General features: G+C 49.6%; 10 protein-coding genes. 6 read left to right on the top strand and 4 right to left on the bottom strand.

The features are described 5' to 3' along the window. The 5 genes from BLS15_RS13730 to BLS15_RS13710 all read left to right on the top strand — a co-directional run bounded on the left by BLS15_RS13730 (window position 1) and on the right by BLS15_RS13710 (window position 4,964). On the top strand, window positions 1-1,407 hold the full coding sequence (locus BLS15_RS13730; RefSeq protein WP_090512048.1) for a sensor histidine kinase: 1,407 nt from the start codon (window positions 1-3) through the stop codon (window positions 1,405-1,407). A 110-nt stretch (window positions 1,408-1,517) separates the two neighbouring features. Continuing rightward, entirely contained in the window at window positions 1,518-2,939 is a 1,422-nt protein-coding gene (gene nosD, locus BLS15_RS13725; RefSeq protein ID WP_021256117.1) for a nitrous oxide reductase family maturation protein NosD, read from the top strand. Then, window positions 2,936-3,394, top strand: a complete 459-nt coding sequence (locus BLS15_RS13720) for a nitrous oxide reductase accessory protein NosL (protein ID WP_090512044.1) — start codon at window positions 2,936-2,938, stop codon at window positions 3,392-3,394. Before nosD ends, BLS15_RS13720 begins: the two co-directional genes overlap by 4 nt. Next, window positions 3,391-4,230 (top strand): ABC transporter permease, encoded by an 840-nt coding sequence (locus tag BLS15_RS13715; RefSeq protein WP_021256119.1) that lies wholly within the window; start codon window positions 3,391-3,393, stop codon window positions 4,228-4,230. The genes BLS15_RS13720 and BLS15_RS13715 overlap by 4 nt, the downstream gene beginning before the upstream one ends. After that, the gene (locus BLS15_RS13710) at window positions 4,227-4,964 is read left to right on the top strand and encodes an ABC transporter ATP-binding protein (RefSeq protein WP_021256120.1); all 738 of its coding nucleotides are present in this window, start codon (window positions 4,227-4,229) and stop codon (window positions 4,962-4,964) included. Before BLS15_RS13715 ends, BLS15_RS13710 begins: the two co-directional genes overlap by 4 nt. A gap of 195 nt (window positions 4,965-5,159) precedes the next feature. Here the strand turns inward: BLS15_RS13710 and BLS15_RS13705 are convergent, their stop codons facing one another. The 4 genes from BLS15_RS13705 to BLS15_RS13690 form a co-directional block, all read right to left on the bottom strand. Next, window positions 5,160-6,464, bottom strand: a complete 1,305-nt coding sequence (locus BLS15_RS13705) for a Gfo/Idh/MocA family protein (RefSeq protein WP_090512041.1) — start codon at window positions 6,462-6,464, stop codon at window positions 5,160-5,162. A gap of 65 nt (window positions 6,465-6,529) precedes the next feature. Further along, complete coding sequence (locus BLS15_RS13700; RefSeq protein WP_021256122.1) at window positions 6,530-8,044, bottom strand: extracellular solute-binding protein; 1,515 nt, start codon at window positions 8,042-8,044, stop codon at window positions 6,530-6,532. A 61-nt stretch (window positions 8,045-8,105) separates the two neighbouring features. Continuing rightward, the gene (locus BLS15_RS13695) at window positions 8,106-8,993 is read right to left on the bottom strand and encodes a carbohydrate ABC transporter permease (protein ID WP_021256123.1); all 888 of its coding nucleotides are present in this window, start codon (window positions 8,991-8,993) and stop codon (window positions 8,106-8,108) included. A 21-nt stretch (window positions 8,994-9,014) separates the two neighbouring features. Then, window positions 9,015-9,992: an ABC transporter permease gene (locus BLS15_RS13690; RefSeq protein WP_028533617.1), complete on the bottom strand. Its 978-nt coding sequence runs from the start codon at window positions 9,990-9,992 to the stop codon at window positions 9,015-9,017. A 444-nt stretch (window positions 9,993-10,436) separates the two neighbouring features. On the opposite strand from BLS15_RS13690, the gene BLS15_RS13685 reads away from it, so the two are divergent. Next, a complete protein-coding gene (locus BLS15_RS13685; protein WP_021256125.1) occupies window positions 10,437-12,767 on the top strand; it encodes a helix-turn-helix domain-containing protein in 2,331 nt (776 codons plus the stop codon). The last annotated feature ends 156 nt before the right edge of the window (window positions 12,768-12,923 follow it).

Here is a 12,923-nt window from a genome sequence, read left to right as displayed (position 1 = left end):
ATGAAGCAGCTAACCTTAGCACAGAAAATGTGGCTTATCGTGTGCGCGGCGATTATCGGAACCGTGTCTTTTTCGTATGCGCTCACTCACTATTTCTATGAAAAATACTATGTCGAAAAGGTAGATGAAGGACTGCGGCTGGAAGGGTTTCGCCTTGCAAGCAACTATAGCGGTGGAGAGGTCACCGCCAAGCTGCGCGATCAGATCGATTGGTACAACAAGATGTCTGACTCGGAGGTGTTTCTTGTCACGAACCCGCGCGAGTTAAGCGCCTGCCTTCCCTTCGAAGTCGAATATGACTCCCTCATCAGCGAGCAGGATCGCCAGCAGCTCCTTCAGGGCAACCCCGTCACCAAGTCCGGGTTCGAGGAACGCTTCGGCCGCACGATTCTATCTGTCAGCATCCCGCTGCTGGACGACAATCGCTTGCAAGGCATCTTATTCCTGTACATCCCGCTTGCAACCATTATGGAAATGAATAAGGAACTGACCAGCATTTTCATTCCGATCACCGTATGCTTCGTGCTCCTATCCCTTGTAGTGGGCAGAACATTAATCAACCGCATCACGCAGCCCCTTCGACGCTTGGAGTCCGCTGCCCATGAGATGGCACATGGCAATTATGCGGAACGTGTTCCGATTACAACACATGATGAAATCGGCAAGGTGGGACAAGCCTTCAATCAGATGGCATGTGCCGTTGCCGAGGAGGATAAGCGCAAAAAAGAATTTCTCGCGAACGTGTCCCATGAGCTGCGGACCCCTATCAGCTATGTGAAGGGGTACAGCGAAGCGATTCTGGATGGGGTTGTCGAATCCGAACAAGATCAGAGAAGCTATATCAGCCTGATCCACCGCGAAGCCGGCCGCATGCAGCGGCTAGTTCATGATCTGCTAGAGCTGGCCAAGCTGGAGAACAATGCCTATCCGCTTGCCATCACCCATCTGGTGTATGCTCAGCTTATTGAGGACGTGCTGATGACATACAGACACATACTTGTCCAGCAGCACATTGCATTGGAGATTGATCTTGATCCCGAGCTTATTATTGAAGCCGATCAAAATCGAATCGAACAGATCCTCCATAACCTGCTGGACAATGCCATAAGGTATACGCCGGAACAGGGAACGATCAGCATCAAACTGCGTGCATCATCACACACCCCTTGTTGCGAGCTGAGCATTAGCGATACCGGCATCGGCATTGCCCCTGAGCATCTTCCCCATATAACCGAGCCGTTCTATCGAGCCAATAAGGCGCGAACCCGCAAGGATGGCGGGACAGGGTTGGGGCTTGCCATTGTGTCCAATATTGTTGCTATGCATGGCGGAACGCTGACCTTTCACAGCATCGAGAATGAGGGGACGACTGTAACGATTGCGCTGCCGCGATACAGAGAGACATAAAAACATGCGGGTTGTCATGCTCCGTTCACACATTCTTTCATCTTTGCACACAATTGTGTCGTAATGTAGGAGCCAAAGAAAATGAAAATGGGGACAGGATGGTGCCATTTGTGACCAATTGCAGACAAGTCAACAGAAAAATGCTGCTGGCCGCTCTAGCTTTGCTATTGTCTCTCCTCATCTGCTTCCCAGGTACAAGCAAGCTGCATGCCGCTAACGCTAACGGGAAGACGTTCATCGTTCGTGCCGGAGATTCGATCCAGAAGGCCATTAATGAAGCTGAACTAGGCGCTATCATTACCGTACAAGAAGGCATCTATCATGAACAGCTTGTCATTGATAAGCCGCTGAAGCTCCAAGCTGCAGACAGTGCCAAGGTTACGCTGAACGGCAATAATCAAGGTCATGTCGTCACAATTACCGCTCCCGGCGTTTCCCTAACCGGATTTCAGATTATCCAGAGCGGCAGCAAGAAGCAGGATGCCGGTATTTATATCGCCTCCTCGGACAACTTGATCATGTCCAATACGCTGTCCCGCGTACAGAATGGCATCTATGTCAACAAAGGAAGCCGCAATCAGATCGAGAACAATACGATAACGAGCAATAACAGCCGTATCTCTAAGCGAGGCAACGGCGTTCACCTCTTCTATGGCAGTGGTAATGTTGTGCGTGGCAATGACATTTATGATGTTCAGGACGGCATTTACATCGACTTCGCAGCCGACAGTACGCTAAGCAGCAACACGATATCCGATTCACGCTACGCCATTCATCTCATGTTCGGTGAAGGAGGTCTCGTATCGGGCAATCAATTCATGTACAACATTAACGGGATGATGGCCATGAGCTCCTCCTCCTTTCGGATTGAGAAGAACATCATGCAGAAGCAGCTTGATTACCGCGGCTATGGAGTGTTGCTCTATGACACCGACCGCATCACGATGCGGGGCAACCGCATGATGTACAACAGCAACGGTCTCGCACTGGAGGATGCGAGAGACAGCATCATTACAGACAATGTCATCTCGGGCAATCATCTTGGCCTTAGTCTGCTGAAGGGCAATACCGGAACTACCATATCGGGGAACCAGTTCATCGGCAATGTCGTGCAAGCACGTAGCTTGGATGCGAAGCAGGCCATTGATGACGGCACATCGGGCAATTATTGGGACGACTACTCTTCCTTCGATATTACCGGCGACGGCATCGGGGAACTACCTTACTACGCAGGCTCCATCTATGACAAGCTGCTGCCGAAGCAGCCGCAGCTGCAATTCTACTTCGAGAGCCCTGCCATACAGCTATGGAATGCAGTTAATCGCATGCTGCCTTCCGCTAACGCCACGAGCGGAGCAGATCGGTTCCCGCTTACGCAGCAGCCCACCCTTCAACCACTTGTAGATGATCCTGCACAATCAGTCCTAGAAGCGGAACATCCTACAGACAATCGCCATCTTATCGGCATCGCAGGATGCTTGTTCCTAATTGGCGGCATATTCATTCTTGCACAAGGGAGGATTCAGAAATGACATGGAGATTCGGAACAGTCGTAGCGGCAGTCGGCCTTATGCTTGCCACATCCTGCGGCAAACCTAGCTATGAACCGAGACCGATTAACCCTGATATCGATGTATGCATCATATGCAATATGAGCGTAGCGAACGAAGACTACGCAACAGAGGTTGTATTAACGGACGGCAAGATTATGACTTTCGATGATATCGGCTGCATGATGGATTATATCCAATCTTATCACAATGCAGACAATCCGATTGCCAAGTCCTATGTATACGCCGTAAGCAATTGGGTAGAGCTGGAGCAAGCCTGGTTCGCCTACCACCAAGACTTCTGGACGCCAATGGCGAATGGCGTGCTGGTCTTTCCCAACAAGGAACAAGCGGAACAATACGTTGCACAAGAAGGCAAAGGAAACGTTCTGTCGTTCCCTGACCTGAAGCAGCATAAATGGGACGGTCATCAATGATGCATATAGGTTCAATTGCGAAGCAGGAAATGAAGCTGATCATTCGCAGCCGCTGGCTGGCAAGCTTCTCCATATTATTTACACTACTGGCGCTGTTCATCGTATTCTTCGGCAGCACCGGCTATCAGGCAGGATACGAAGGGTTTACGAGAATGACTGCAGGACTTCTGAATCTCTCCCTCTTCCTCGTTCCGCTTCTCACATTGTTAATGGGCAGTACCATGCTCGCGGGAGATAAAGAGGATGGGGGCTATCAATTGCTGCTCACCTACCCGGTATCGCCAACTTCCATTGTTCTTGGCAAATACATAGGCATGCTGGCGGCCATTGCAGCCGTTATCCTGCTCGGCTACGGTATTGTCGGAACTGTGCTGTGGATCACGAACCGCACTGGCATGTTCGCCGCCTCCTTGTTTTTTCTCTTTATCGCCTTGACCCTGCTGCTTGCGGCTGTCTTCCTGGCGATCGCTTCGGTCATCGGCGTGTATGCCAGCACGCGATTCCAAGCGCTTGGCATCAGTATTCTGACATGGGCGCTCAGCGTGCTCCTATACGAATATATCGTGATGGGTGTCTCCAGTGTTGTCCCTTTTCATTGGATTATTACACTCTTAACCACATCCATCCTGTTCAATCCAGTTGAGCTGATACGGGTGTGGAGCATCGTTCAAATGAAGAGCGGCATGATATTCGGGCCGACGCTCTATGACTTTACGATATGGGCCGAGGGGAGCACCGGACAAATTGCCTTCTGTCTAACGGCTGCGGCATGGATTATTGCTCCGCTTGCCTTATCCATCATCATTGTGAAGCAGGGGGTGCGCATCCGCGAATGACAACAAATGCGATGATTCGATTCGATCATGTATCCAAGATTTATTCCAAGCAGAATCAGGTGCGCGATATCCACTTCTCAATCGGCCAAGGCGAATGCTTCGCCTTATGTGGAGGCAATGGCGCCGGGAAGAGCACGATCATTCAGATGATGATCGGCATCGTGAAGCCAACGTCAGGCAGCATTTACTTGAACGGGCACAAGGTATCGTCCACGGACATCGCCTATAAATCCACATTCGCCTATATGCCTGACAATATGGTATTTCCCCGTTCCTTGACGGGATACGAGGTGCTGCACTTTTTCTCCAAGCTGCTGCAGGTGCCGCGAGGTCGCATCGATGAGCTGCTCTGCCTCGTTGGGTTGGAACAAGATAAGCATAAGAAGGTAAGCCATTATTCCAAGGGAATGCAGCAGCGGCTCGCGCTCGCACAAGCGTTGCTGCCTGAAGCTCCGATCATCATTCTGGATGAGCCCACCAACGGACTTGATCCCTATTGGGTGCATACGTTCAAGGAACTAATCCATGCTGAACGCAGGAAAGGAACAACAATCCTCTATTCGACTCATATTTTGTCTGTCGTGGAGGACACGGCCGATACTGTCGCCTTCATGAATGAAGGCGTCATGGTCGCATGCGATTCTGTCGCTAGTCTTTGCCGCATAGAAAATGGACATCGTTCCCTGGAAGCCGTCTTTTATGATACATGCCAGCGTATAGCCACTAGTTCGTAATTAGTGTTTCTTCTCGTATTTGAACGATGTTGGTATTTGCTTTTACTCGCGCAAGGCTCGTATCATTCAAGTGTGCACTATACAGTTGCACATTTATATACCTATTCAAACACTGTGCACTTATCTATACAAATGCAAAAAGCCAGCGATCGCTGGCTTTTTTAAGTTCATCAGTATGCATGCATTACGACATGATTAGCAATGTTTCTCATGAACATGCGGTTGTACCGCTGCTCCTGCCAGTTCATCATAATAGGCCTGTAGATCAATCGATCTGCCCCCATCCAGCCGTGATGCCTCTGCTGCGAATGCCATCAGATGGCTGCGTACGGAGACGGAGGCAGAAGACTTGCTCTCCGTCACCATTCCCGCCTCGAAATCACGCACTTCCTTAATAAAGGAGCGGACTATATCCGCGTCTCCACCCCCATGCCCTGCAGCGGATGCATGAATATGGACAACACGCATCTCCTTCGTCACGAAATCATGGATCGTGAATGCATCATCCTCCATATTGCCGCGAATATCCCCCCTCGTGCCCATCACCTGCACAATGCGGGTATTGTCGTGTGTGAAGCCGCACATGCTGAAGGTAGCCGTTGCGCCACTGGAGAATTCCATATTGACGACCTGATGATCCACAACATTATTATCCGTCTGATAGACACATTTCCCGTACGGCCCTTCCCACAGCGCCTTAATGATGCCTTCCTTCGTATGATCATCTGTAATTTTCCGCGCCCATCCAATGCCTTCCCCCAGGTAATAACGCGGCGCATGATACTGGCAGACATGTTCTGCCGGACATCCTTCGATACAGCGCAGCGGTGCACCCTCCGGTCGATTCCCTTCATGGAAATGTATTAACGAGCCAAACGAACTAATGCGTGTGCACGGCTCCCCCATTAAGTACGCCAAAATGTCCAGATCATGGCATGATTTCTGCAGGATCATCGGGCTCGACTCGTCGCTATTGCGCCAATTGCCGCGTACGAAGCTGTGCGACATATGCATATTGCCCACGTTCTCATTTAACTGTATCGAGACGATATCACCAATCGCACCTCGGTTGATTTCCCGCTTCAAAGATGACCAGAATGCCGTATAACGCAGCACATGGCAGATCGTGAGCAGACGATTGTACCGCTTGGCCGCAAGCTCCATCTCCACACACTCTGCCGGCACAGGCGACATCGGCTTCTCCAGCAGAACATGATACCCTAACTCAAGTGCCCGGAGCGTTGGCTGGATGTGCATTCGATCCAATGTACAGATAATTGCAACTTCTGCCTGCCTCTCGTTGCCAAGCAGCGACTCCCAAGAATCGAATTGCTGCTGAGCGGTTAGTGCAAATTGCTCGGCAAATTTGCGTCGTCGTTCTGTATTCGGCTCAGCGACACCTACAATACGAAATTCATGCGGATTATCCAGTGCGTATGGAGCATATGCACGTGCTCCCCGATCCCCTGCCCCAATCACAACCGCAGTGATAGGCTTCATGTTGCTTCTCCCCCTCTAATGAAGCGAAGGAACGCTCGTAAGCAGCAGCGTTCCTTGGCCTCTCATTATTTTGCTTGGTAAGCCTTATTCATTTCATCTGTAATCATTTGCAGCTCTTTATCCTGCTTCAAGGTCGCAATAAACTGATCATAAGCCTCAATCGTCTCTTTCCCAATGATCACCTTCGTCCGCATATCCTCTACCTTCTTTTTAATTTCCGGGTAGAACCGATTATAGGCTTCCGAATAAATGCCGCGTCCTGGATCTGGTACAACATGCTCCTTGCGCTCGTTTACAATTTTCACGTTGCGTTCATACAATTCATCTGGCATCCCCACTGCAGCAATAGCCATATCGTCGCTAATCAAGTGGAACAAGCTCGACATGTTGCCGTCTCCCGTCAGATCTTTCTTCGCCTGCTCAGTAGCAATCCGCTTGCCGTTCTCTTCCTTGTAATGCACATCTTTCAAGCCGTAGTACTCCAGAATATTGCCCTCTGGGCTATTGCCATAATCGAACAGCGCCAGAATCTTCTTCACCTTATCCTCTGGTACCTTCTTAGGAATAAGGTAAACTCCATAATAGGACTCACCGGAAGGGACATACTTAGCCCCCTGCGGATTCGCCAGGTAAGAGGCCGGAATGAGATCGGCCTTCGGATCGATCTGGCGAAGCACTTCCCCTTGGATCCAGACATGGTTCATGGATAACCCCACCGCCCCTACCTTGCCGCCGCGAACCATATCAATAATTTGCGAGAACTTTAAGATGGCAAAATCCTTCGGAAACAGTCCTGCATCGTAGGCTTTCTTAATCCACAGCAGCGCATCACGGGAAGCATCTTCAGTGATGATCGGCGCCAGCTTGCCATCCTTCAACTTCCATGCGCCTTGCGTTTCATTGTAGACGTTATATACAAAACCGAGCGAGTCTGGGGATGCCGCATAAGGAACGATATCAGTCTTCCCGCCGGGCGCCTTCTCCTTAAATGCCTTCAGTACGTCGAAGAGCGAATCCATGGAATTTGGCACTTGCAGATTCAGCTCATCCAGCCAATCCTTGCGCAGCATCGGGAATACACCGCCGCCAAAGCTTGGATAGTACCGTGGAATGGCATAGTTCTTGCCCTCGATCTTCGTCTCTTCCCACATCGCCGCCTTAACGCCTTCCGTTAGATTCGGATAATCCGTAATGAAAGGCGTCAAATCCCAGAACACGCCTTGCTTAATCATCTTCTGGAGCTGCGAGTTGTTCAGCGACTCCACAAAGGTAACATCCGGCATCTCACCGGACGCCAGCATCACATTGACCTTATCTTCAATCGTCGTTGGTGTCAGCCATGTGATGTCCAGCTGTGTATTCGTGTTCTTCTCTAGTTCCTTCCACATCGGATTGCTGTTGTTCACCATGTCGGGCGCATAATTCAACGTTTGCAGTGTAATCTTCGTCGGACCTTCTCCCCCAGAGGCATCGCCTGTGCCTCCACCGCCGCATGCAGTCAGCAGCAGTGAACATGCCAGCATGATAAGCATTGTTGTCTTGAGCAAGGATGACAACTTACGTGATGAATTGTGAACCATTCTGAACCCTCCTTTTTGATATGCGAGCGCTACAGGCTGTCCATGTGCATCCTATATTTATTCATTCTTTGACAGAGCCAACCATCGCACCTTTGGCGAAATGCTTCTGTAAGAATGGATACACCAGCATAATCGGCACAGTTGCTATGACGACGGCTGCCATTTTCAACGTCTCGGACGGCATCTGGCGATTCATACGGAAATCCGCTCCGCTCCCTCCTGCCCCGCCGCCCATTGCCGCCGGATCGACCAGCAGGTTTTGCAGCAGCACCTGCAGCGGCCACATGCTCTGATCGTTAATGTACATAAGCGCGTTGAAATAGGTATTCCAATACCCTACCGCAAAGAACAAGCCGAATGCGACCAGCGCTGGAAGTGACAAGGGCAATATAATGCGCCAAAATACGCTTATCTCGTTACACCCATCAATTCGTCCCGCTTCCTCCAGACTATCGGGAATACTGTCGAAGAATCCCTTCATAAGCAGAACGTACCACCCACTGGTCAGCGACGGAATAATGAGCGACCAGATATTATCGATAAGTCCTACATTGCGCACAATTAAATACTGCGGCACAAGTCCTGGCTGGAACAGAAAGGTTAACAAAATAAGAAACAGAATGGCCTTCCGGAAGTGCAGTCGCTTCCGAGAGAGCGCATAAGCCAAGCCCCCGGTTACGATGAGGCTGCATGCTGTTCCCACTGTAGCCAGAAAGGTGCTCACACCGAGTGCGCTGACAAACAAGCCGTTTGCGAGCAAGTACTCATAGGCATCCAGTGACCATTTGGCCGGGAACAAAATAAGCGGCTTCGTGTAATATTCCGTTGGATCCGTGAACGACAGCACGATTGTATAGTAAATGGGAAAGACGGTCGCCAAGCTGATGAGCAGTAGAATGGCTATGTTCCCGATATTGAATAAGCGATCTCTCACACTGTTATCTCTCATAGCACTTGTCTTCCTCCCTAATTAATACAAACTGTCCTGTCCGAAGCGCTTAGCAATTTGATTGGCCGCCACCACAAGAATGACGCCAACTACCGATTTGAATAATCCGATGGCTGTACTGTAACTGAACTCCCCTTGCTTAATCCCAACCCTGTACACATACGTATCGAACACTTCCGCTACATTGGAGACGGCTGCATTCATCATCAGATAAATCTGCTCGAATCCGGTATCCATAATAGTGCCTAACCGCAAAATAAACAGAATGATGATCACATTGCGCATGCCCGGCAGCGTAATATGCCAAATGCGGCGCATCCGCCCTGCTCCATCCATCACCGCAGCCTCATACAGCTGAGGATCGATTCCTGCGATAGCAGCGAGGAAGATAATCGTCCCCCAACCGACCTCCTTCCAGATCGACTGTGCCGTCAACATTCCCCAGAAATAACTTGGATTCGTGAGCAGATCAAAAGCCTCTTTGTCCATAGACAGCAGCAGCTTGTTGAACAACCCTTCCGATTGCGAGAACATGAGGAACGTCAACCCCGAAATGAGCACCCACGATAAGAAGTGCGGAATGTAAATGAGAGACTGTACTGTTCGCTTCACAATCGAATGCCGAACCTCGTTCAGCATGATAGAAAGAATGATCGGCGCCGGGAAGAAAAACAACAGATTCAGAAAACTGATAGCGAGTGTGTTGCGCAGCAGAATGTAGAAATCTTCATTTGCAAAGAAGCGGCTGAAATGCTCGAATCCTACCCATGGACTTTGAAACACACCGAAATACGGCGAATAGTCTTGGAAGGCGATCACAAGATTCGTAATCGGAACATACTTGAAGACAAGGAAGAAGAGAAGTCCTGGCAGCGCCAACAAATACAAGTATCTATCCCTCTTCACATCTACCCATACACGTGTGCGCACTCTTCGTTTAGATGATGTCCTCCGTTCTAACTGGGCTGCAGATGCAGATGTTGATGGTTCCATGCTCATCAGTACTACCTCACTTTCTTCTGCATGTTCAATTGAGACAGCGAGTATCGCAGTGTTGCTAGGATTTTTTCATTAATGTAAACGCTATCATTATTTCATGCAATTTGACTTTTTTGCTGAAGCGTCTTACCTACCTGCATAACCGCGCTTATTCATCGCTCGATGAACGCACAAGCAAGCCCCGCAAAGAATCACCTGCTGCGAGATTCGATGCAGCATTTTTCCGATTTCCTGAGGCTGCACTTTTTTTCTGTAAGCCTTTTCTTCCGTTGTGCCATTCAGTATGATAAATACAATCGGCCACCATACCAGAACATTCCATACTACCGTTCTTGTATGAACAGCTTCGTGCAGTCGAGCAAATTACAATTTCTATTCCAATATCAAATATCAATGATTATCCAGTATTCCGTTTCATCATCCATTGCCACACAGGAGGAATTCATGGGAAAGCTGCATGATATACTACGTCCCTCTTCCAAGGGAATCTTCTATTGGAAAAGTCTCGCGCTCGCCGTACTGCTGACCTGCCTGCCAATCACGATCATCAGTGCGGCTTATTTATATATGGGCAACCAGCAGCTCGTGAAGCAGTTTCAAGAGAAGAACGACAGCGAGATGATTGAAGCAGCCAAACAAATCGATAAACAGCTTGGGCAGCTTATTAATTACGCTCTACATATGGTCGTGAAGCCGCATTTCAAGCCGACGATTTCCGATATGGATTTCGCACAGCAGTTCGAGGAAACGAACCAATTGCTCGATACGCTCACGCTTATCGAGAATGCCGATCCGATTATTGATCAGGTGTATTTGTACGTGGCGAAGCAGAACAAAGTACTTCAGCCCTCGATTGGTCTTCGGACATTGGAGCAGGCAGAAGAATCTCGCTGGAAGGAGCTTATGTCGGCCGAGCAGGGCATCTTCTGGACACATGAATTGCAGCGTCCCTTCAGTAGAGGCTCGTCCCATGCCGTCGTAATGAAGCTGCCGTTCAATGGAAACGCATCCTACGGGGCTATCGTGATTTACATCAATCCGTCTAAGCTGTTCGTATTTGCGAACCCAGACCGATATGCTTACCTGCTGGACGAGGAAGGACACATTATTGGGCAAAGCGTAGCAAGCAGACAGAATCCTGAGGCATTCGCCGCTATTCAATCTCATCAGACTCAACATACAGAGGCATTGAATCAACCTAGCGGAAGCAGCAAGGTTCCCTTGGATCAGGATACATTGCTCATAAACACCGTAACCTTGGAGAAAATGGGCGGCAAATGGACTTACTTATCGGCTACCCCTCAATCCATCATTACGGCACCTACACGACCCTATACACATATCCTCATTGTGTGCTGGATATTTGCCCTGCTGGCTGCGTTAGCGTTAAGCTGGTTCGCTTCCCACCGTATGTATCGACCGATACGCCGGATGATGAACTTGCTTACAGGCTGGCGCTCCCCCGATACGGATGTTCACAATGAGCTTGATTATATTGAACGGGAGTGGCAGCATTATCGAATTACAAATGAAACATTGGAACGGAGGCTGAATCAGGCCGTGCCGTCCATGCGCGAGGCAATTATGAATCAATTCATTACAGGACAGGCTGCGCACTGGACAGAGAGGGAGATGATGGAGAGGCTTCATACGATGGGGGTCGCCATTGAAGGCAGGTCATTTGCAGCGATCGTTCTACAACTTCATCCAACCGATGAAGAATATAAGCCGCTGTCCGATAAAGACGATGTTCTATTAACGTACGCAGCTATCAATATCGTGGCAGAACTATCCCAATCCGCAGCGGAACATGTTCACACGATTAATTTCTTAGATGGATCGTTCGGACTTGTGCTCATACTTCCCACACAGGATCATACTCAAGCAGAAGCACAACAGGAGATGCACAGTCTGTGCTCCCATTATATCAACGTGCTGCATGAGGTTCTGCGCATCCAGGCTACCATCGTCTATAACGGGCCAACTTCGTCGTGGATGGATATTCCCCATGCCATGGAGCAGGCTCAGCGTGCGCTTCGGTGCCGCACCTTCGACGCAACGAGCCAATTGCTTCAGGCCGATCAAGTGCTGGATAGAGCGAATACGCTGCTTGAAGCCCCTCTGCTTGTGCTTGAGCAGGAGCTTATTTACGCTCTCAATATGGGTCTGGCCCAGGAAGCGACGCAAGCCTTGGAGCAGTATGTAGAGGCACTGCAAGCAAGCCACGCGGCAGAATGGCTTGTCCATCAAGCGCTGTTGCGACTAATGGGAAGCATCCATCGCGCTATGCTTCAGGCCGGCCATAATCCGTATGCCGTCTATGACAGCGCCCAGCTGTATGAAGAGCTTCGTATGCTGCGCAATCCACAAGCATCCTTGTCCTGGTTCCAAGAGAAGGTGATCCACCCTTACATTCATTCGCTCTCTCGCAGCTTCAATGCATCTATGAAGGAGATTGTAGACAATCTGCTCGAACAGATTGCACAAAGCAACGGCCAAGAGATTGCACTCGAAACCTATGCGAAAAGTAATGGCGTCAGCATCTCCCAACTGAGCAAAGCTTTCAAGCAAATGACAGGAACGAACTATGTCGATTATATTACCTCGATAAGAATGAACTATTGCAAGCAGCTTCTACTGACCACGGATATGAAGATCAATGAAATCGCTGAATCGGCCGGTTACCAGGCCCCCTACTTCAATCGTATGTTCAAGAAGCTCGAAGGAATAACTCCCGGCCAATATCGCCAGCGTCATTCCTCACAAACCCTATAGCAGGATGTCGCAATTGGAGCAATAACTTCAGCATAACCTTATACATCACTGCAGATCATGGCTGGCATTCCGATCTCCGTTCTGATGGGTGCTGTCAGGCGCATTTCATAGGTCTATACAACTTCGGCCCCTCCACTGCTTACCGCAGTAGAGGGG

The organism is Paenibacillus sp. cl6col, from assembly GCF_900102125.1.
GTDB classification, from domain to species: domain Bacteria; phylum Bacillota; class Bacilli; order Paenibacillales; family Paenibacillaceae; genus Paenibacillus_B; species Paenibacillus_B suaedae.
This window is presented reverse-complemented; position numbering and strand designations above follow the sequence as displayed.